The organism is Pseudomonas sp. LH1G9 (assembly GCF_002949975.1).
In the GTDB taxonomy this organism is placed as follows: Bacteria; Pseudomonadota; Gammaproteobacteria; order Pseudomonadales; family Pseudomonadaceae; genus Aquipseudomonas; species Aquipseudomonas veronii.
Genome location: NZ_CP026880.1, coordinates 6,392,640 through 6,412,927, shown reverse-complemented (window position 1 = coordinate 6,412,927; position 20,288 = coordinate 6,392,640). Strand labels below are relative to the sequence as shown.

Genomic DNA, 20,288 nt, shown 5'->3' with positions numbered 1-20,288 from the left:
GAAAGTGAGTCCCATTTAACGCCTTTACCGCGATGTATATCAAGGTGTGTGCCTATCGGACCGATGTCGCTGGCGTATTTCTGCAAAACAGGAATAATCCTTGCTTACCGATAAAGCGTCGCTGCAACACCCCCGCAGCGTCGTCTGTGCGCCACCTACCCGGTTCAGCGCACCCGTCTATTTGGAGATACACAATGTCTACCTCACCCGTCACCCTGATGGTTGCGCGCCGCGTGGCCAAGGGCCGCTATGAAGAGCTGATGGCCTGGCTGCGCGAAGGCGAGCGACTGGCCACTGACTTCCCGGGCTACCTGGGCTCCGGCGTCCTCGCCCCCCCGCCCCTTGATGATGAATTTCAGATTATTTTCCGCTTTGCCGACGAAAAAACCCTGCATGCCTGGGAATTTTCCGCGTCACGCAGCGCGTGGCTGAGCCGGGGCAGCGAGCTGTTTGCCGACCCGTCCGAGCATCGCGTGCGCGGCATCGATGGCTGGTTCGGTGCAGTAGGTACACGGCCGCCGCGCTGGAAACAGGCGGTGGCGATCTGGCTGGCGTTTTTCCCGGTGTCGTTGCTGTTCAACTTCGGCCTGGGGCCATTGCTCGGCGGGCTGGACCTGTTCAGCCGCGTGCTGGTCAGCACCTTGGCGCTCACTCCGCTGATGGTCTACTTGTTCATTCCACTCTCGACCCACCTGCTGGCCAACTGGTTGCACCCTTCGCCGCCACGCGCCAAGGCCAGCGAAGCCGCGGCGTGAGTACAGGGGGGCTCGTCACTGGTATGATTTGACCCTGCCAGCGACTCGAGCCTCCCATGACTGCAACGAACGCCCCGATCCTGATCACCGGCGCCGGCCAGCGCGTCGGCCTGCATTGTGCCGAACGCCTGCTCGACGAGGGCCACTCGGTGCTTTTCAGCTACCGCAGCGAACGCCCCGGCGTGCAGGCGCTACGCGAGCGTGGCGCGATCGGCGTGTTTGCCGACTTCTCCAGCGAAGCCGGGATTCTTGCGTTTATCGCCGAGTTGAAGCGTCATACCCAAAGCCTGCGCGCGATCATCCACAACGCTTCGGCCTGGATCGCGGAAACCCCGGGCGACGAAAGCCGTGCCTTTACCGACATGTTCAGCGTACACATGCTTGCGCCGTACCTGATCAACCTGCATTGTTCACCCTTGCTGCATCGCTCTTCACCCGCCGACATCGTGCATATCAGCGATGATGTGGTGCGCAAGGGCAGCCGCCAGCACATCGCCTACTGCGCCACCAAGGCCGGGCTCGACAGCCTCACGCTGTCGTTTGCCGCGCAGTTTGCGCCGCTGATCAAAGTCAACGGCATCGCCCCGGCGATGGTGATGTTCAACGAAGGCGACGACGCGGCCTACCGTGCCCAGGTACTGGCCAAGTCGGCACTGGGCATCGAGCCCGGGCCCGAGGTGATTTACCAGAGCGTGCGTTACCTGCTGGACAACCCCTACGTCACCGGTACCACCCTGACCGTCAACGGTGGGCGGCATATCAAGTAAGCCGTTTGTGAGGATGTTGTATGACCTTATCCCTGCCCCACCACTATCGCGAGATCCTTAAAGGCCTGGGTGAAGACCCGGAACGCGAAGGCCTGCTCGACACCCCCAAGCGTGCCGCCAAAGCCATGCAATACCTGTGTCATGGCTACGAGCAAAACCTCGAAGAGATCGTCAACGGTGCGCTGTTCGCCTCCGACAATGACGAGATGGTGATCCTCAAGGACATCGAACTGTACTCGCTGTGCGAGCACCACCTGCTGCCCTTTATCGGCAAGGCTCATGTGGCCTATATTCCGACCGGCAGGGTGCTGGGCCTGTCGAAGCTGGCGCGCATCGTCGACATGTTCGCGCGGCGCCTGCAGATCCAGGAAAACCTCACGCGGCAAATCGCCGACGCCATCCAGGACGTGACCCAGGCCTCCGGCGTGGCGGTGGTGATCGAAGCCAAGCACATGTGCATGATGATGCGCGGCGTGGAAAAACAGAATTCAACCATGAACACCTCGGTGATGCTCGGCGCGTTCCGCGAGTCGAACACCACGCGCATGGAGTTCCTGCAACTGATTGGACGGAGCAAGTAGCAATGCCACAACTTCAACCAGGCATGGCGCGCATCCGGGTCAAGGACCTGTGCCTGCGCACCTATATCGGCATCAACGAGGATGAAATCCTCAACAAGCAGGATGTGCTGATCAACCTGACCATCCTGTATGCCGCCCAGGACGCCGTGCGCGACAACGATATCGACCACGCGTTGAATTACCGCACCATCACCAAGGCGATCATCGCCCACGTCGAAGGCAACCGCTTCGCCCTGCTGGAGCGCCTGACCCAGGAACTGCTGGACCTGGTGATGAGCAACGAGTCGGTGCTGTACGCCGAAGTCGAAGTGGACAAGCCCCACGCGCTGCGCTTTGCCGAATCGGTTTCGATTACCCTGGCGGCCAGCCGCTAACCCCTGGATTTACGTGAACCCTATGACCGATCAACAACGCCTCGAACTCGAAGCCGCCGCCTTTCGGCGGCTGGTCGCACACCTGGACAGCCGCAAGGATGTGCAGAATATCGACCTGATGAACCTCGCCGGCTTCTGCCGCAACTGCCTGTCCAAGTGGTACAAGGCCGAGGCCGACGAGCGCCAGATCGCGCTGAGCCTCGATGACGCGCGCGAAGTGGTGTACGGCATGCCGTATGCCGAGTGGAAAGCCCAATACCAGCAAGAAGCCAGCGCCGAACAACAGGCGGCGTTCGCCAAAGGAAAACCCCATGACTGACCTGAACACCCTGCGCGCCAGCCTCGACAGCGGCGAACATCTCTTCGCCGACACCTTGGCCTTCGTTGCCGCCGGTTACGACTACCAGCCGCAAGCCTTCACCAACGGCACCGTGGAAAACGCCGCCGGGCAGAACGAAGGTTCGTGCAAGACCCTGGGCCTGGCCTTGCTGGAAGGGTTGAGCGACCAGCACGCCTTGTTGGCGTTTGGCGAGCATTACCGTTCGGTGGTCGCCACGCCTGAGGGCAGTGACCATGGCAATATTCGGGCGTTGATCGCGCATGGGTTGGCGGGTGTGAAGTTTGACCAGCAACCTCTGACTCGCCGCTGATCCAACGTGCAAAGCCGATTTAATGTGGGAACTGGCTTGCCTGCGATGGCGGCGGTAAATCCTGCATAGACGTTGGCTGACACACCGCTATCGCAGGCAAGCCAGCTCCCACAGTGGTTGGATTACCAAATTGAGATAGCGATGGATCATCAAATCCCGCGCATAAAACCGGCTTTCGCCGGTTTTTTCATTTCAGCGGGTTCAGACCTAAGCGTTCTGCAAACCGTCGAGGTAACGCTCGGCATCCAGGGCCGCCATGCAACCGGCGCCGGCCGAGGTGATGGCCTGGCGGTACACGTGGTCAGCCACGTCACCGGCGGCGAAGATGCCTTCGATGTTGGTCGCCGTGGCATTGCCTTCGCGACCGCCCTGCACCACCAGGTAACCGTCTTTGGCGTCCAGCACGCCTTCGAACAGCGAGGTGTTCGGGGTGTGGCCGATGGCGATGAACACGCCGTCGACTGTCAGCTCGTCGAAGCTGCCGTCGTTGTTTTTCAGGCGCGCACCGGTCACGCCCATGTTGTCGCCGAGGACTTCATCCAGGGTGGCGTTGAGCTTGAGAATGATCTTGCCTTCAGCGACACGCGCGTGCAGCTTGTCGATCAGGATCTTCTCGGCGCGGAAGGTTTCGCGACGGTGAATCAGGGTCACGGTGCTGGCGATGTTGGCCAGGTACAGCGCCTCTTCCACGGCCGTGTTGCCACCGCCGACCACGGCGACCGGCTTGTTGCGGTAGAAGAAACCGTCGCACGTCGCGCAGGCGGACACGCCCTTGCCCATGAACGCTTCTTCCGACGGCAGGCCCAGGTAACGGGCGCTGGCGCCGGTCGCGATGATCAGCGCGTCACAGGTGTAGACGCCGCTGTCGCCGGTCAGGCTGTAAGGCTTTTTCGAGAAGTCGACCTGGTTGATGTGGTCAAACACGATCTCGGTTTCGAAGCGCTCGGCGTGCTCTTTCATACGCTCCATCAGCACCGGGCCGGTCAGACCGTGGACGTCGCCCGGCCAGTTGTCGACTTCAGTGGTGGTGGTCAACTGACCGCCCGCCTGCATGCCGGTGATCAGCAGTGGCTTGAGGTTGGCTCGGGCAGCGTAGACAGCAGCGCTGTAACCGGCAGGGCCGGAACCGAGAATAATCACTCGCGAATGACGGGTATCAGACATGACTCACTCCTGTCGACCGCCCGGACAACAAGGCGGCTGGAATAAAAAAGGACCGCGAAGCACTTGGGGAAGGCTTGAACTCGCAGATCCTGAAAATAATGGGTGCAGCGTATAGAGGGAGGCAAGATTAAGGAAATACGGAATAACAATCCAGCTCATAGGCAGTATCTATGCAGCAGGCCCAGCTGATCGACGCGTTTGTTTCTGCTGATGTCCTGGCATTGCGCGTGCTTTCGTCCTGAAGGCAAAGCCGGTAAGGTCGGCGCGTTCGTCATTCTGCTCGGAGTTCTCCATGCCCGCCCCTGTTCTTTCCGGTCCGCAATACCTGCGTGAAGGCCTCAAACTGGTGTTGAGCCCCGGCCTGCGCCTGTTTGTGCTGCTGCCGCTGGCGATCAACCTGGTGCTGTTCGTCGGCCTGATCTATTTCGCCGGCCATCAGTTCAGCCTGTGGGTCGACGCGTTGATGCCGACGCTGCCCGGCTGGCTGAGTTTCCTCAGCTATATCCTGTGGCCGCTGTTCGTGGTGCTGGTGGTGTTGATGGTGTTTTTCACCTTCACCATGCTCGCCAATGTCATCGCTGCGCCGTTCAACGGTTTTCTCGCGGAGAAAGTTGAAGTGGTGGTGCGTGGCACCGACGATTTCCCGCCGTTCAGTTGGGCCGAGCTGGTGGCGATGGTCCCGCGCACCCTGGCGCGGGAGATGCGCAAGCTGGGCTACTTCCTGCCGCGGGCCATCGGCCTGTTTATCCTGTCGTTCATTCCGGTGGTCAACCTGATCGCCGCGCCGTTGTGGCTGCTGTTCGGCGTGTGGATGATGGCGATCCAATACATCGACTACCCGGCCGACAACCACAAGCTGGGTTGGAACGAAATGCTCGCCTGGCTGCGCCAGAAACGCTGGCAGAGCATGAGCTTCGGCGGCAGCGTCTACCTGGTGCTGCTGGTGCCGGTGGTCAACCTGTTGATGATGCCGGCGGCGGTGGCCGGGGCGACGTTGTTCTTGGTGCGCGAGCAAGGTGCCGAGACGGCGTTGAACACACCGCGATAACGGTACGCTGGCCGGTCGACCGGTGCCGGAACTGATTGTTTTTTGAGGCCACACAACCTGAGCCGACCTTGGGGCAACCGAGGTCGGCAACCAAACCCGTGACAACAGGAACCTCACAATGATCAGCACGCTTGCCAACCTGCCAACAAACACAGGACTCAGGATCGACCCGCCTCCCATCGGGCCATCCCCCACCCCGCCAACAAACCCAGCACCCTGGCCCGGCCAGCGTCACAAATGGCAGCCATCCCGCACCCCGCCAAAAAACCGAGCACCCAGGCCCGACGCGCCTCCCAGCGGGCCACCCCGCACCCCACCCAGCGTCCCGCCATCAAAACCAGGACCCTGGTCCGGGCCACTGCTTCCCGACTTTCCATCCAGGGACCAGAATACAAAACCAACAGACAGTAGCTCGATCAGCGTGCCCCCAAACGCGAACGGGACTCTGAACCCTGGCGACCGTGAATTCGGCCCGCAAAATAAAGTGCTCGGTGTGCAAGATACGAGCTACGTCACGCCGTCTAAAATCACCTTCTGAGCCCCCCGGCCAGCGATCTGCACAGAGCCGAAGGGCTCTGTGCTTAAAGGATTGGCGCATTGCCGCCCGCCGCCAATGCCCGTCATAAATCCATCATCTGTATGACACATCGGCGACACAGCCCACAGCGACACTGTGGGTCATGACGACAGCTTCGCTTCACATCACTCTGATTACCGAAACCTTCCCGCCAGAGATCAACGGGGTGGCCAATACATTGGGTCGCCTGTGCGAGGGTTTGCGCGCGCGCGGCCATCAGGTCGAACTGGTGCGCCCGCGCCAAGGCATTGACCAAAGCCGCCCCAGCGACAACGAATTGCTGCTGTGCCGCGGTTGGCCGCTGCCCGGCTATCCAGGCCTGCAATGGGGCCAGTCGTCGATGCACAAGCTGCTGCGCCGTTGGACACGCCAACGCCCGGATGTGCTGTACATCGCCACAGAAGGACCGCTCGGGTTGTCAGCGCTACGTGCAGCGCGTCGCTTGGGGATCAGCGTGGTCAGCGGTTTTCACACCAATTTCCAGCAGTACTCGAACCAGTACGGCCTGAGCATGTTGAGCCGCGTGGTCACGCACTACCTGCGCTGGTTTCATAACCGCTCGACCTTGACCCTGGTACCCAGCGCCAGCCAACGCCTGGAGCTGGAGCGCCGCCACTTCGAACGCCTGGGGATGTTGTCGCGCGGGGTCGACAGCCAGTTGTTCCACCCGGCCAAGCGCGATAACGCCTTGCGCGAAAGCTGGGGCCTGGGCAATGACGATATTGCAGTGCTGCACGTCGGGCGCCTGGCGCAGGAAAAGAACCTGGGCATGCTCAAGCGCTGCTTCGATGCCTTGCGCAGTACTTATCCACAGCGTCGCCTGCAACTGATCGTGGTCGGCGACGGACCGCAACGCGCGCTGCTCGAGCACGACCTGCCGCACGCCATATTCTGCGGCACCCAGCGCGGCGAAGAACTGGCGCGACACTACGCCTCGGGAGACCTGTTCCTGTTTCCCAGCCTGACCGAAACCTTCGGCAACGTGGTGTTGGAAGCCATGGCCTCCGGGCTCGCGGTGGTGGCATATGACCAGGCGGCCGCGACCCAGCATATCCGCCACGGTTACAACGGCGTGCTGGCGATGCCCGGCGATGAGGAAGCGTTCTGCGACGCGGCCAATTGGCTGCTGGAAGATCGCGAGCATTTGCGCAGGGCCCGCCTCAATGCGCGCCATCATGCCAGTCACCAGGGCTGGCCGGCGATCATCGAGCAGTTCGAGAACCAGTTACGCGATGTGTGCGCAGAACCGTTGGCCGCTCCAACGCAGCCTTATGTTCGTTGAACGATCTGCGAATAACGTCAGTTAGTTCGCCGTCCCTCCAGCCTTCCCCCTGAATAACGGCTTCAACATTAGGATTTTTTACCTGAAGCCATCGGAGTCGGCACGCCACAACAGGATATTTCCGGAACGTCGCGCGATTTATCGCCACCTACATGACACCTGCCAGGGAAGAGGTGTCTGTCTCTGGACGCACTCAAAAAAGGCAGGTCATTCATGATGAAACATTAATTAGAGAGCACTATGTCGACACTGATAAATGGATCAATGGCGCTGCGATTCCAACCGTTCAACACGCCCACTCAAGGGCCGACAGACACCTGCCCATCCAACAGCGCCCAGTACGATCACGGACGACCGTCACACCCACAGCCCTATAACGCGAACCACGGCTGGAACCGCCCGCAGCCGGCACGTCCGGGCAACCAATGGCAACGCCCGCAACCGTCGCGCCCTGGAAACGATTGGCAGCCGCCACAGAACGACTGGCAGCGCCCGCCACAGAACGGCGGCTATCGCCCGCAACCCACGCGCCCTGGAAACAACTGGCAGCCGCCGCAGAACGACTGGCAACGCCCGCCACAGAACGGCGGCTATCGCCCGCAACCCACACGCCCGGAAAACAACTGGCAGCCGCCGCAGAATCAATGGGAACGTCCGCACAACGGCGGCGGCTATCGCCCACAGTTCACTGACCGCCCGTCAACGCATGACGGTCAAGCATCCTACGCCACCACGCAATATGCCGCGGTCCATTCCGAACGGGCGGAAGATGCCTACTACGGTTAATTCGGATAGGCCAACAACAAGACAATAGGCCTTGAAAAACCCAACGCGCTGAAAACCGGCGGGAGGCCGGGCGCTGTCTACCCGGCCTCCCGCCCGAGCTAGCGGACCGTGTTGCACACCGATTGCCATAGGTTGCGCAAGGTTTACTCGATATTTCCCCCTGGAACGGTGAACGGTGGATGACCAATCATTGATACCTGCTGCTAACGCAGGTCCCTTAGATCAATGGAGACCCTGAGATATGGCAATTTACGGAATGGGAGTGCGCAATGGCATCAACATGCCAACCGCAGAGTGGATGCGTCAGCAACAATGGCTGGATCAGTCTCGAGCAGCACCGCCCACCTATGACCAGGCTGCGCGCCAAGACGGGCACAAGACCGATCACCGCCAGGAGCTGCGCAAGTCAGTAGAGTATTGACCGCTCCAACTGAACAGCTCCCGGTGGCAACCACCGGGAGCCCGGCCCGTTACACCAGGGTCGTCAACGCCTCACGACTGAACGGCAGGATGTCGCCCTCGCGGTGTTCGCGGACCTTCACCGCCCAATCCGGGTCCACCAGCAGGGCACGGCCGACGGCGACCAGATCAAACTCATCGTTGTTCAAACGCTCCAGCAGCTTCTCCAGGCTGGCCGGTTGCGCAACCTTGTCAGTGTTGACCATAAACTGCAGGAACTCGCCATCCAGGCCGACGCTGCCGACAGTGATGGTCGGCTTGCCGGTGAGCTGGCGGGTCCAGCCGGCCAGGTTGAGGTTGGAACCTTCGAACTCCGGCTCCCAGAAGCGCCGGGTGGAGCAGTGGAAAATATCCACGCCGGCGTCGGACAGCGGCTTGAGAAACTCGCCCAAAGCCTCGGGGGTTTGCACCAGGCGCGCGGTGTAGTCCTGCTGCTTCCACTGGGAAAAACGCAGGATGATCGGAAAATCCGGGCCGACGGCGGCACGAATGGCCTGGATCAGTTCGATGGCAAAACGCGAACGGTTGGCCAGGCTGCCGCCGTATTCGTCGCTGCGTTGGTTGCTGCCTTCCCAGAAGAACTGGTCCACCAGGTAACCATGGGCGCCATGGATCTCCACGCCGTCCATGCCGATGCGCTGGGCGTCCCTGGCCGCCTGGGCGAAGGCGGCAATCACGTCCTTGATGTCCTGATGGGTCATGCCGTGGACAACCACGTTGCCATCCTTGAGTTTTTCCATCGGTCCGTAGGCCGGTACGCTGGCATCCGGCTCGGTACCGATGCGGCGCACGCTGCCCACATGCCACAACTGCGGGACGATCTTGCCGCCTTCGGCATGCACGGCATCGACCACTTTCTTCCAGCCCGCCAACGCCGCTTCACCATAGAAGTGCGGGACATTGGGATAGCCGTTGGACGCCGGGTGATCGACCACGGTGCCTTCGGTGATGATCAGGCCCACACCCGCCGCGGCGCGGCGGCGGTAGTACTCGATGACTTTGGAATTGGGGACACCGCCCGGGGAAAACGAACGGGTCATCGGCGCCATTACCACACGACTCGACAGTTGCAGCGTTCCGAGGTGGAACGGTTTGAACAAGGCTTGGACAGGCATGGCAACACTCCACGAAAGACGGTTTTTATGATGCCGATAATATGGCGCGTGCAGCGTGCTGAGTAGCACTATTGATCAGGGTGATTAAGGCTTAGAAATGCCGGACACCTGTAGGAGCGAGCTGGCTCGCGAAAATCGTCAACGATAACGCGTTCATACTGGATCAACGCGGTGCGCCTGGATTTTTTGCGAGCACGCTCACGCCTACAGGTCAGGGGATCAGCTCAGGGCTTTTTCGATGGCCTGGACGACGGCCGGATCATCCGGTGCCGTTCGCGGCGAGAAACGCGCAAGCACCCGCCCGTCTTTGCCCAGCAGGAATTTCTCGAAGTTCCAGGTGATGTCCCCAGGAAACTCGGCGCCCTCGCCCGCCAACAAGCGGTACAACTGGTGACGCTCAGGGCCGTTCACATCGAGTTTGCTGCCCAGCGGAAAGCTCACCCCGTAATTGAGGCTGCAGAATTCCTGGATGTCTTTCTCGGTCCCCGGTTCCTGGCCCGCAAACTGGTTACAGGGCAGGCCGAGTACGGTAAACCCCTGGTCCTTGTACTGCTGATAGAGGTTTTCCAACGCCGCGTATTGCGGGGTCAAGCCACATTTGGAGGCCACGTTGACCACCAGCACAACTTTGCCCTTGAAGGGCGCCAGTGGCAGCTCTTGTCCGTCCAACGCTTTGAGTTTCAGGTCGTGGAAAGCACTCATGACGAACTCCAGATATCCCATGTTCTTTGCATTGCGGCTCTTCGAGATTACAACCCGCAAGCCTGCAATCATAGACGCCGATTACAAAACTCGCCTGCGGATCACTGCGCGGTCGGCCACGGCAAAATCGGAATCGCGGTAACGGCGTTCTGCGGGCTGCCTTCGATCAGGCGGTCGCTGTAGACCAGGTACACCAGGGTATTGCGCTTCTTGTCGAGGAAGCGCACCACCTGCATGGTCTTGAACACCAGCGACGTGCGTTCCTTGAACACTTCGTCGCCATCCTTGAGTTCTCCCTTGAAGCGGATCGGCCCGACCTGGCGACAGGCAATCGACGCCTCGGAGCGGTCTTCGGCCAGACCCAAGCCGCCTTTGACGCCGCCGGTCTTGGCGCGGGACAGGTAGCAGGTCACGCCATCGACCTTGGGGTCATCGAAGGCTTCGACCACGATCCGGTCGTTGGGGCCGACAAACTTGAACACCGTCGACACCTGGCCGATCTCTTCGGCCGACGCCAGCAACGGCATGGCCAACAGCAGGCCGAGCAATCCCTTCATCACACGCATCGTGTATTCCTTTCGTTTAAACCAGAATCAGGTTGTCGCGGTGGACCAGTTCCGGTTCCGCCATGTAACCCAACAGACCGACAATCGCCTCAGACGACTGCCCGATGATTTTCTGCGCTTCCAGCGCGCTATAGTTGGCCAGGCCGCGGGCGATCTCACGACCGTCCGGCGCCACGCACACCACCATCTCGCCACGGCGGAAGCTGCCCTGCACCAACTTGACGCCCACCGGCAGCAGGCTCTTGTGACCCAGGGACAACGCCGTCACGGCGCCATCGTCGAGTACCAGGGTGCCGCGGGTCTGCAAATGCCCGGCCAGCCACTGCTTGCGCGCGGCCAGCATGCCGCGTTCCGGCGACAGCAGCGTACCGATGCGCTCACCGGCCTTGAGGCGGTCGAGCACGCGCTCCAGGCGCCCGCCGACGATGATCGTGTGGGCACCCGAACGCGCCGCCAGGCGCGCCGCACGCAGCTTGGTCTGCATGCCGCCACGGCCCAGCGCGCCGCCGACGCTGCCGGCCACGGCGTCCAGCGCCGGGTCATCGGCGCGGGCTTCGTAGATCAATTTGGCGTCGGGGTTGGTGCGCGGGTCGGCGTCGAACATGCCGTCGCGGTCGGTGAGGATCACCAACAGATCGGCTTCCACCAGGTTGGCCACCAGGGCGGCCAGGGTGTCGTTGTCGCCGAAACGGATTTCGTCGGTGACCACCGTGTCGTTTTCGTTGATCACCGGGATCGCCTTGAGCTCCACCAGCGCGCGCAACGTACTGCGGGCGTTGAGGTAGCGCTTGCGGTCGGACAGGTCGTCGTGGGTCAGCAGGATCTGCGCGGTGTGAAGGCCGTGCTCGGCGAAGCTGGATTCCCAGGCTTGCACCAGGCCCATCTGACCGATGGCGGCAGCGGCTTGCAGTTCGTGCATCGCGCTGGGTCGCGCGGTCCAGCCGAGGCGGCTCATCCCGGCGGCAACCGCTCCGGACGAGACCAGCACCAACTCGACGCCGGCCTCATGCAAGGCCACCATCTGCTCGACCCACACGCTCATGGCTGCGCGATCCAGCCCTTTGCCATCCGCCGTCAGCAACGCACTTCCGATCTTTACGACCCAGCGCTGCGCACCTGTCACTTTGCTCCGCATCATCTTCAACCTTAGTTAGAGGGCGGGACGCGACCCAGCGCCGCCCATAACGTTATTCGTGACTACATTCGTGACTGCAGGTATCCCCAGATACCAAAACGCCGCTCGAGTGAGCGGCGCTTAAGTTTACTGCAACGAATCAGTCGCGCACGTAAATGATTTCCGGACCGTCTTCATCATCCACGTCTTCTTCGTCCCAATCATCGTCGCCGATGTCATGGACCGACTTCACGCCGCTGCGGCGCAAGGCACGCTGGTCGTCCAGGGCTTGCAGCTGGGCGCGGGCTTCGTCTTCGATGCGCTGGTCGAGCTCGGCGAGTTCGGCCTTGAACACCGGGTCGGCCGCCAGGCGGTCGGCGCGGTCTTCCAGGTAACGCATGATGTCGCGGGTCAGGCGCTCGGTGCCTTCTTTGGCGATAGCCGAGATCACGTAGACCGGACCGGTCCACTCCAGGCGATCGACGATTTCCTTGACGCGCTCCTCGTGCTCTTCCTCGAGGATCTGGTCGCACTTGTTCAGCACCAGCCAGCGATCACGCTCAGCCAGGGACGGGCTGAACTTGGTCAGTTCGTTGACGATCACTTCGGCGGCGTCCGGTGCGCTGGTGTCATCCAGCGGCGCCATGTCGACGAGGTGCAGCAGCAAACGGGTACGCGACAAGTGCTTGAGGAAACGGATACCCAGGCCGGCGCCTTCGGAAGCCCCTTCGATCAGGCCGGGAATGTCGGCGATCACGAAGCTTTTCCAACGGTCGACGCTGACCACGCCCAGGTTTGGCACCAGGGTGGTGAACGGGTAGTCGGCGACTTTTGGCTTGGCGGCCGAGACCGAGCGGATGAAGGTACTTTTGCCGGCGTTCGGCAGGCCCAACAGGCCCACGTCGGCCAGTACTTTCATTTCCAGCTTGAGGTCACGCTGCTCGCCCGGCTTGCCTGGCGTGGTCTGGCGTGGCGCACGGTTGGTACTGGACTTGAAACGGGTGTTACCCAGACCGTGCCAGCCGCCCTGCACAACCATCAGCTTCTGGCCGGCCTTGGTCAGGTCGCCGATCACTTCCTGGGTCGCGGAGTCGATGATCGTGGTGCCGACCGGTACGCGCAGCACCATGTCTTCACCTTTTTTACCGGTGCAATCGGTGCTGCCGCCGTTGGAACCACGCTCGGCATCGAAGTGCCGGGTGTAACGGTAGTCCACCAGGGTGTTGAGGTTTTCGTCGGCCATCATGTAGATGGAACCGCCGTCACCGCCGTCACCGCCGTTAGGGCCACCGTTTTCGATGAATTTTTCGCGACGGAAACTCATGCAACCGTTACCGCCGTCGCCTGCTTTTACTCGGATGGAAACTTCATCAACGAACTTCATAACAAAACGCCTCTCGCCGCACGGACGAGCTTAAGAAACCAAGACATAAGACTCTTGCAAAAATGAGCGCAGCGACCTCAATCAACGACCGCAAATCCAGCGCTTGAGCTCATTACAAACAGCTTTGCAAGAGACTCACTCCACAAACGAAAAAGCCCCGTCGCAAGACAGGGCTTTTCCAGCAACTACGTAATTATGCCGCGACGACGTCAGTCTTCGGGACGATGCTCACGTAACGGCGACCGAAGGCGCCTTTTACTTCGAACTTGATCACGCCGTCGATTTTAGCGAACAGAGTGTGATCTTTACCCATGCCAACACCGTAACCGGCGTGGAATTGGGTGCCGCGCTGACGCACGATGATGTTGCCCGGAATGATAACCTGGCCGCCATACATCTTCACGCCAAGGCGTTTGGCTTCTGAGTCGCGACCGTTACGGGTACTACCACCAGCTTTTTTGTGTGCCATGAGTCAATTCTCCTAGTGAGGAATTAGGCTGAAATTAAGCCTGAATACCGGTGATTTTGATCTCGGTGTACCACTGGCGGTGGCCCATACGCTTCATGTGGTGCTTACGACGACGGAACTTGATGATGCGGACTTTATCGTGACGACCTTGGGAGATCACTTCAGCCACAACGGTAGCGCCAGCAACAACTGGAGCGCCAATGTTCACGTCATCGCCATTGGCGACCAACAGAACGCGATCAAAAGTCACGGAGTCGCCGGTAGCGAGTTCCAGTTTTTCGATCTTCAGGTATTCACCTGGGGCGACCTTGTATTGCTTGCCACCAGTAACAATTACTGCGTACGACATGGTATTTCTCCGATAATCCTGCTCACCCAGCGCTTTATAAGAAGAGGTATTGGCTGGCATGGCTGCATGGGATGGACGTCCCGAATGCAATTGCGTAAGGCAGGTGCTGCCCAGGAAGTTCAGGGTGCGCGATTGTACGCAAGGCGCGGATACGTTGCAAGAGGCCGTCTATCGCGCCTTGACACTGCGGGGTCAGGGTCCTAGCATGCCGCGCAACCCTTCTGGAGCGACTGTCGCTGATGCAACCCCAAGCTTTCTACCGCGCGGTCGCGGACGATTTTAGCGCCGTCGACGGCATCATCAAGCAGCAGCTGACGTCTAAAGTGCCGCTGGTCTCCAAAATTGGCGACTACATTACGTCGGCGGGCGGTAAGCGCCTGCGTCCTTTATTAGTGTTGCTGTGCGGCAAGGCCCTGGGCCGCGAAGGCGATGACCTGCGCCTGCTGGCCGCCACCATCGAGTTCCTGCACACCGCGACCCTGCTGCATGACGACGTGGTCGACATGTCCGGCATGCGCCGTGGTCGCGAGACCGCCAACGCGATGTGGGGCAACGCCCCGAGCGTGCTGGTCGGCGACTTCCTGTACTCGCGCTCGTTCGAAATGATGGTCGAACTGGGCTCGATGCCAGTGATGAAGATTCTTTCACAGGCCACGCGCATCATCGCCGAAGGCGAAGTGTTGCAGTTGTCGAAGGTGCGTGACGCCAGCACCACCGAAGAAACCTACATGGAAGTGATTCGCGGCAAAACCGCGATGCTCTTCGAAGCCTCGACCCACAGCGCCGCCGCCCTGTGCCAAGCCACGGCCGAGCAGGCCGAAGCCCTGCGCACCTTCGGCGACCACCTGGGCGTGGCGTTCCAACTGGTGGACGACCTGCTCGACTACCGTGGCGACGCCGAGACCCTGGGCAAGAACGTCGGCGACGACCTGGCCGAGGGCAAGCCGACCTTGCCGCTGATCTACACCATGCGCGAAGGCACGCCGGAACAGGCGGCCCTGGTACGCAAGGCGATCCAGAAAGGCGGGATCGAAGACCTGGAAAGCATCCGCGCCGCCGTGGAAGCCTCCGGCGCCCTGGACTACACCGCCCACCTGGCGCGTGACTACGTGGCCCGTGCGATCAAGTGCCTGGACGCCCTCCCCGCCAGCGAATACCGGGACGCCCTGGTCGAGCTGAGCGAGTTCGCGGTCGCGCGCACGCACTAGAAATACCAAATGTGGGAGGGGGCTTGCCCCCGATAGCGGTGGATCAGTCAACTTATGCTTAGACTGAAATACCGCCATCGGGGGCAAGCCCCCTCCCACATTTAGTTTGTATTACCAATCCAAGACCGCGCCCTGTCTCCCTACAATTCCCTATATAATGTGCGACTTTAGCCATCCTGACCTTTAAGGAGCTTTAGTGAGCACGTTGCCACCCTGCCCGAAATGCAATTCCGAATTCACCTACGAAGACGGCGCCCAACTGATCTGCCCGGAATGCGCCCATGAGTGGTCCGCCACTGGCGAGGCCGAAGTGGCCAGCGATGAAACCGTGAAGAAAGACTCTGTAGGCAACGTCCTGCAGGACGGCGACACCATCACCGTGATCAAAGACCTCAAGGTCAAGGGCACCTCCCTGGTGGTCAAGGTCGGCACCAAGGTCAAGAACATCCGCCTGTGCGACGGCGACCACGATATCGACTGCAAGATCGACGGTATCGGCCCGATGAAACTCAAGTCCGAGTTCGTCCGCAAGGTCTGATCCTGCTGCTTCCATCCCGCGCCCGCCGCGGGATGGCGTTTCGCCCTGGCTGTTGATCCCTCGCACGACCCACGCAGAAAAATCCGCAAACCGCCAATAGGCACTTGCTATTCTACGAATAAGAATTATTCTCATTGAAACCCATCAAGGAGAACGACATGACTTATTTGATAGATGCCTGGCTGGACCGCCCACACCCTTACCTGCGCATCCTCCATCGGGAAACCGGGGAAGTCTGTGCGGTGCTGGAGGAAGAAGCGCTGAACGAACTGCAGGACCAGGGCGACCTGGACGTGAATGGCCTGAGTTCCAGTGAACCCGGTGTACTGAAGGAAGTGGTGCGCAACCTGTTTCTGTTCTGCTATGCCCGAGCATTGCGCCCGGCGACGGAACTCAATGGCAAGTTTCACCCATGAGCGACCGCGCAAACCCCTGTAGGAGCGAGCTTGCTCGCGAAGAACGCACAAGCAACGCGTTCATCCAGGATGCTCGCGCCATCGTTGACGTTTGTCGCGAGCAAACTCGTTCCTACAGGTAATCAAAAGCAGGTCTTACAGAACGTCGAGCAGCTCGACGTCGAATACCAGAACGCTGTGCGGCGGAATGCTGCCAACGCCTTGAGCGCCGTAAGCCAGTTCGCTCGGCACGAACAGGCGCCATTTGCTGCCGGCATTCATCAGTTGCAGGGCTTCGGTCCAGCCGGCGATCACGCCGCCAACCGGGAATTCTGCAGGCTGGCCGCGCTCGTAGGAGCTGTCGAACACCGTGCCGTCGATCAGGGTGCCGTGGTAGTGAGTACGCACTTGGTCTTCACGGGTCGGCTTGGCGCCTTCACCGGCAGTCAGCACTTCGAATTGCAGGCCGGAAGCCAGAGTGGTGATGCCGTCACGCTTGGCGTTTTCCGCCAGGAACGCCAGGCCCTCGCCTGCAGCCGCTTCCGCCTTGGCAGCCGCTTCGGCTTGCATGATTTCGCGGATGACCTTGAAGCTCGCGGCCATTTGCTCTTGATCAACACGGCTTGGCTTGCCGGCGAACGCGTCGGTCAGGCCGGCCAGGATTGCGTCCAGGCTCACGCCCGGTGGCGGGTTGTCGCGCAGTTGGTCGCCCAACTGACGGCCGATACCGTAGCTGACGCGGGTTTCGTCGGTGGACAGATTAACTTCGGACATGAAGAGGCTCCGCTGTAGGGCAGCGCTGAAAACACGGTTTTCCCGCACCGCCCAGAACTAAAAGGGCCAGCAGACTAGCACAGAATGTGCGTGCGGGATGAGCGCCGCCCACGTCATGCCTGCCTGGCGCCGGTAGTCGGTGATGCAGGGCTCCGTGCATCGCGCAGGCTAATTAATCGTTTCAGTTTCCCCTGTGCCCGCCGATATGGCCTAAACACCTTGGCTGGCTCAAACAACAACACCGTCCAGCAGACAAACATCATTTTTGCGGAGCACTCGATGAACAGCTGGTTCGGTAACATCAGCGTCAACCTCAAACTGGGCCTGGGCTTCGGCCTGGTGCTTGTCCTCACCTCGATCCTGGCGCTGACCGGCTGGACCAGCCTCGGCGGCCTGATCGACCGTAGCAACTGGATGAGCGACATCACCCAGCTCAACGCCTCCCTGACCAAGCTGCGCATCGTGCGCCTGCAATACATGCTGGCCAACGGCGATGAAAGCGTGGCGCAGAACGTACAAACCAGCCTGGATGCCTTCGTCGCCCAGCAACAAAAACTCCTGGACAGCTTCAAGAGCCCGGACAACGTCAAACTGCTCAACGAGCAGAAAGCCGTCATCACGGCGTATCAGCAATCGCTGAACAAAATGCGTGAGGCCTACCGTGCCGGCAATGCTGCGCGCCAGGTCATGGGCGATAAGGCCGACATCGCCAACGCCCAGATCGACGCACTGGACAGCAGTGTGCAGCAGACGCCCGACAACCCCGAGCGCTTCACCCAGTACCAGGCCGTGACTCATGCCAAACAAGAGTTCCAGTTGGCCCGCTACGAAGTGCGCGGCTACACCGGCAACGTCAACGCCGACACCGAAGCCCGCGCCGCCGCCCAGATCGAAAAAGCCATCAACGGCTTGAAAGGCCTCGGCGCGGCGTTCGGCGGCAGCCAACAGGTCGCGCTCAGCGCCCTGGAAAGCGCGCTCGGCGCCTATCGCAGTGCGGTGCAGAACTACAAGGCGGCTAACGCCAATATCGTCGCCGCGCGCGCCGAAATGACCACCCAAGGGGCGGATATCGTCACCATCAGCGATAAGCTCTACGACATCCAGCTCGCCCGCCGCGACGCCGAAAGCGCCCAAGCCCGCAGCCTGCAATTGATCAGCACCCTGCTCGCGTTACTGGTCGGCATCGTCGCGGCACTGGTGATCACCCGCCAGATCACACGCCCGATCCAGGAAACCCTGGCCGTGGTCGAACGTATTGCCTCCGGCGACCTGAGCCACAATATCCAGGTCACCCGCCGCGATGAGCTGGGCGTACTGCAACAAGGCATCCAGCGCATGGGCACGACCCTGCGCGAGTTGATCAGCGGCATTCGCGACGGCGTAACCCAGATCGCCAGCGCCGCCGAAGAGTTGTCGGCCGTGACCGAGCAGACCAGCGCCGGTGTGAACAGCCAGAAGATCGAGACCGATCAAGTCGCCACCGCCATGCACGAAATGACCGCCACCGTGCAGGAAGTCGCACGCAACGCCGAGCAAGCCTCCCAGGCCGCTGCCGATGCCGATGGCCAAGCCCGTGCAGGCGACAAGGTAGTGGCCGAAGCCATCGCCCAGATCGAACGCCTGGCCGCCGAAGTGGCGCGCTCCACCGACGCCATGAGCCATCTGCAACAAGAGAGCAACAAAATCGGCAGCGTGATGGACGTGATCAAGGCCGTGGCCGAGCAGACCAACCTGCTCGCGCTCAACGCCGCGATTGAAGCGGCGCGTGCCGGTGAAGCCGGTCGCGGCTTTGCCGTCGTCGCCGACGAAGTGCGTGGCCTGGCCCAGCGCACGCAGAAATCCACCGAAGAAATCGAAGGCCTGGTGGCCGGCTTGCAGAACGGCACCCAGCAGGTGGCCGCGGTGATGAACAACAGCCGCAGCCTCACCGACAGCAGTGTCGAGCTGACGCGCAAGGCCGGCGTATCCCTGGAAAACATCACCCGCACGGTGTCGAACATCCAGTCGATGAACCAGCAGATCGCAGCGGCAGCCGAAGAGCAAAGCGCCGTGGCCGAAGAAATCAGCCGCAGCATCATCAACGTGCGTGACGTGTCGGAACAGACCGCCACCGCGAGTGACGAGACGGCCAAATCGAGTGTGGAACTGGCGCGCTTGGGCAGCCAGTTGCAGCAGATGGTCAGCCACTTCCGGGTGTAAAAACCAAAAAGCCGCCTCGGTCTGCACCGGGGCGGCTCCACTTCTCAGACCTTAGCGGTCATCGAAGCTGTCTCGCAGGAATGTCCATACGTGATAAACACGCAGGGCATTCACGACGAGGTTCCACGCACGTCGTGCAAACTTAGACATACTCGGCCCTCCATGAGTTGGGCCTTACCTCCAGCGCACTTACCGGAACATGTGAGCCTTTGGATGCGGGTCAACGCTTCCTGTGAGGCGGCTGGGTTTTGGTTCCTCCCGCATGAATCCGGCACGGATTACTAGCCCGTGGCGTTCGGTCCATAATTCCGCGCGCATACCCAACCACCTCAAAACGACATACATGGAACGGAGGTGATACTAACCAACATCTCGATCAAAGGTGTGACAAGTGACGATAAAACCTGATGTGATGATCAGCTAATTTATTGCCAATTTTTGCAGCTAGTGTTGAGTAAACTCAAAGTGCAAGCGTTGAAAAAAACCGACAATCGTCAAGCCTTGCGTGATGCGATAACCGGCATTAATATCTGTTGGGTGGGTCAACGCTTCCTGTTAGAACGCAACCCCAGCCACTCACTGGGTTTGCACAAAAAAACCGCCCTACTAAGGCGGTTTTTTATTGCCTGCAATTTACCCCTCAGCCCTCGCCTTCCTCGACAAACACCAGCCGATTGCCAAACGGATCGTGGATGCTCATCTCCCGCGACCCCCAGGGCATTTCTTCGACGCCTGGCTTGGCAAAACGATAGTCCTTGCCCTGCAATTGCTGCTGATAGGCGTCTACACCCTGCGCCTGAATCCGCACCGCCGCACCCGGCGATGCATCGCCATGGTGCTCGGACAAATGCAGTACGCACTCACCCAACGACACCTGCAGGTACAACGGAAAATTCGCCTCGAAGCGATGCTGCCAATCGACCTTGAACCCAAGGAAGTCGACATAAAACTCCAACGCCTTGGCCTCGTCGAAAATCCGCAGGATGGGGGTGACTTTTCCTAAGTGCATGGCAGCCGCTCCGTGTGTAAGAG

The 20,288-nt window shown here is 60.6% G+C and carries 24 protein-coding genes and 1 pseudogene; 15 read left to right on the top strand and 10 right to left on the bottom strand.

The window, feature by feature from the left end:
- Positions 1–194: 194 nt before the first annotated feature.
- Genes C5F70_RS29755 through C5F70_RS29730 form a run of 6 tightly spaced genes read left to right on the top strand, consistent with a single transcriptional unit; the run spans position 195 to position 3,127 of the window.
- Positions 195–755 carry an antibiotic biosynthesis monooxygenase gene (locus tag C5F70_RS29755; RefSeq protein WP_017847764.1) on the top strand — a complete coding sequence of 187 codons (561 nt, stop codon included), beginning with the start codon at positions 195–197 and terminating at the stop codon, positions 753–755.
- A gap of 56 nt (positions 756–811) precedes the next feature.
- Entirely contained in the window at positions 812–1,522 is a 711-nt protein-coding gene (folM, locus tag C5F70_RS29750; protein ID WP_017847763.1) for a dihydromonapterin reductase, read from the top strand.
- 20 nt (positions 1,523–1,542) lie between these two features.
- The gene (gene folE / locus C5F70_RS29745; protein WP_017847762.1) at positions 1,543–2,103 is read left to right on the top strand and encodes a GTP cyclohydrolase I FolE; all 561 of its coding nucleotides are present in this window, start codon (positions 1,543–1,545) and stop codon (positions 2,101–2,103) included.
- 2 nt (positions 2,104–2,105) lie between these two features.
- A complete protein-coding gene (gene folX, locus C5F70_RS29740) occupies positions 2,106–2,477 on the top strand; it encodes a dihydroneopterin triphosphate 2'-epimerase (RefSeq protein ID WP_026140129.1) in 372 nt (123 codons plus the stop codon).
- A gap of 22 nt (positions 2,478–2,499) precedes the next feature.
- A complete protein-coding gene (locus C5F70_RS29735; protein ID WP_017847760.1) occupies positions 2,500–2,796 on the top strand; it encodes a DUF1244 domain-containing protein in 297 nt (98 codons plus the stop codon).
- On the top strand, positions 2,789–3,127 hold the full coding sequence (locus C5F70_RS29730) for a HopJ type III effector protein (RefSeq protein WP_017847759.1): 339 nt from the start codon (positions 2,789–2,791) through the stop codon (positions 3,125–3,127). Before C5F70_RS29735 ends, C5F70_RS29730 begins: the two co-directional genes overlap by 8 nt.
- A gap of 207 nt (positions 3,128–3,334) precedes the next feature.
- Here the strand turns inward: C5F70_RS29730 and trxB are convergent, their stop codons facing one another.
- The gene (gene trxB / locus C5F70_RS29725; protein WP_017847758.1) at positions 3,335–4,291 is read right to left on the bottom strand and encodes a thioredoxin-disulfide reductase; all 957 of its coding nucleotides are present in this window, start codon (positions 4,289–4,291) and stop codon (positions 3,335–3,337) included.
- 292 nt (positions 4,292–4,583) lie between these two features.
- Between trxB and cysZ the strand changes: the two genes are divergently transcribed.
- The 4 genes from cysZ (at position 4,584) to C5F70_RS29705 (ending at position 8,405) form a co-directional block, all read left to right on the top strand.
- Positions 4,584–5,339: a sulfate transporter CysZ gene (cysZ, locus tag C5F70_RS29720; RefSeq protein WP_104904475.1), complete on the top strand. Its 756-nt coding sequence runs from the start codon at positions 4,584–4,586 to the stop codon at positions 5,337–5,339.
- Positions 5,340–6,019: 680 nt separating this feature from the next.
- Positions 6,020–7,198: a glycosyltransferase family 1 protein gene (locus C5F70_RS29715; RefSeq protein WP_017847755.1), complete on the top strand. Its 1,179-nt coding sequence runs from the start codon at positions 6,020–6,022 to the stop codon at positions 7,196–7,198.
- A 264-nt stretch (positions 7,199–7,462) separates the two neighbouring features.
- Positions 7,463–7,984, top strand: coding sequence for a hypothetical protein (locus C5F70_RS29710; protein ID WP_104904474.1), 522 nt, complete (start codon positions 7,463–7,465; stop codon positions 7,982–7,984).
- Positions 7,985–8,225: 241 nt separating this feature from the next.
- Positions 8,226–8,405, top strand: a complete 180-nt coding sequence (locus C5F70_RS29705; protein WP_104904473.1) for a hypothetical protein — start codon at positions 8,226–8,228, stop codon at positions 8,403–8,405.
- 49 nt (positions 8,406–8,454) lie between these two features.
- On the opposite strand, the gene C5F70_RS29700 is transcribed toward C5F70_RS29705, so the two are convergent.
- From C5F70_RS29700 to rplU, 7 genes are all read right to left on the bottom strand, one after another.
- On the bottom strand, positions 8,455–9,558 hold the full coding sequence (locus C5F70_RS29700) for an NADH:flavin oxidoreductase (RefSeq protein WP_017847753.1): 1,104 nt from the start codon (positions 9,556–9,558) through the stop codon (positions 8,455–8,457).
- A 219-nt stretch (positions 9,559–9,777) separates the two neighbouring features.
- Positions 9,778–10,260 carry a glutathione peroxidase gene (locus tag C5F70_RS29695; protein WP_017847752.1) on the bottom strand — a complete coding sequence of 161 codons (483 nt, stop codon included), beginning with the start codon at positions 10,258–10,260 and terminating at the stop codon, positions 9,778–9,780.
- A gap of 101 nt (positions 10,261–10,361) precedes the next feature.
- Positions 10,362–10,826 carry a CreA family protein gene (locus C5F70_RS29690; protein ID WP_017847751.1) on the bottom strand — a complete coding sequence of 155 codons (465 nt, stop codon included), beginning with the start codon at positions 10,824–10,826 and terminating at the stop codon, positions 10,362–10,364.
- Positions 10,827–10,842: 16 nt separating this feature from the next.
- Positions 10,843–11,961 (bottom strand): glutamate 5-kinase, encoded by a 1,119-nt coding sequence (proB, locus tag C5F70_RS29685; protein WP_017847750.1) that lies wholly within the window; start codon positions 11,959–11,961, stop codon positions 10,843–10,845.
- 139 nt (positions 11,962–12,100) lie between these two features.
- A complete protein-coding gene (gene cgtA / locus C5F70_RS29680; protein ID WP_017847749.1) occupies positions 12,101–13,324 on the bottom strand; it encodes an Obg family GTPase CgtA in 1,224 nt (407 codons plus the stop codon).
- Between the two features lie 193 nt (positions 13,325–13,517).
- Complete coding sequence (gene rpmA / locus C5F70_RS29675; protein WP_007901871.1) at positions 13,518–13,793, bottom strand: 50S ribosomal protein L27; 276 nt, start codon at positions 13,791–13,793, stop codon at positions 13,518–13,520.
- Between the two features lie 34 nt (positions 13,794–13,827).
- Positions 13,828–14,142, bottom strand: a complete 315-nt coding sequence (gene rplU, locus C5F70_RS29670; protein ID WP_017847748.1) for a 50S ribosomal protein L21 — start codon at positions 14,140–14,142, stop codon at positions 13,828–13,830.
- Positions 14,143–14,381: 239 nt separating this feature from the next.
- Between rplU and C5F70_RS29665 the strand changes: the two genes are divergently transcribed.
- The 3 genes from C5F70_RS29665 (at position 14,382) to C5F70_RS29655 (ending at position 16,304) form a co-directional block, all read left to right on the top strand.
- On the top strand, positions 14,382–15,350 hold the full coding sequence (locus tag C5F70_RS29665) for a polyprenyl synthetase family protein (protein ID WP_017847747.1): 969 nt from the start codon (positions 14,382–14,384) through the stop codon (positions 15,348–15,350).
- Between the two features lie 196 nt (positions 15,351–15,546).
- On the top strand, positions 15,547–15,888 hold the full coding sequence (locus tag C5F70_RS29660) for a zinc ribbon domain-containing protein YjdM (protein ID WP_017847746.1): 342 nt from the start codon (positions 15,547–15,549) through the stop codon (positions 15,886–15,888).
- A 158-nt stretch (positions 15,889–16,046) separates the two neighbouring features.
- Positions 16,047–16,304, top strand: a complete 258-nt coding sequence (locus C5F70_RS29655) for a hypothetical protein (RefSeq protein ID WP_003194088.1) — start codon at positions 16,047–16,049, stop codon at positions 16,302–16,304.
- Between the two features lie 135 nt (positions 16,305–16,439).
- On the opposite strand, the gene C5F70_RS29650 is transcribed toward C5F70_RS29655, so the two are convergent.
- Positions 16,440–17,057: an FKBP-type peptidyl-prolyl cis-trans isomerase gene (locus C5F70_RS29650; RefSeq protein WP_017847745.1), complete on the bottom strand. Its 618-nt coding sequence runs from the start codon at positions 17,055–17,057 to the stop codon at positions 16,440–16,442.
- Positions 17,058–17,141: 84 nt separating this feature from the next.
- Here C5F70_RS29650 and C5F70_RS31665 point away from each other — a divergent pair.
- Together C5F70_RS31665 and C5F70_RS31660 are read left to right on the top strand one after the other, a co-directional pair.
- Positions 17,142–18,353, top strand: a pseudogene (locus C5F70_RS31665) (methyl-accepting chemotaxis protein); the annotation flags it as partial.
- Positions 18,354–18,392: 39 nt separating this feature from the next.
- Complete coding sequence (locus C5F70_RS31660; RefSeq protein WP_371920083.1) at positions 18,393–19,256, top strand: methyl-accepting chemotaxis protein; 864 nt, start codon at positions 18,393–18,395, stop codon at positions 19,254–19,256.
- A gap of 640 nt (positions 19,257–19,896) precedes the next feature.
- Here the strand turns inward: C5F70_RS31660 and C5F70_RS29640 are convergent.
- Entirely contained in the window at positions 19,897–20,265 is a 369-nt protein-coding gene (locus C5F70_RS29640) for a glyoxalase superfamily protein (protein WP_017847743.1), read from the bottom strand.
- Positions 20,266–20,288: the final 23 nt, after the last annotated feature.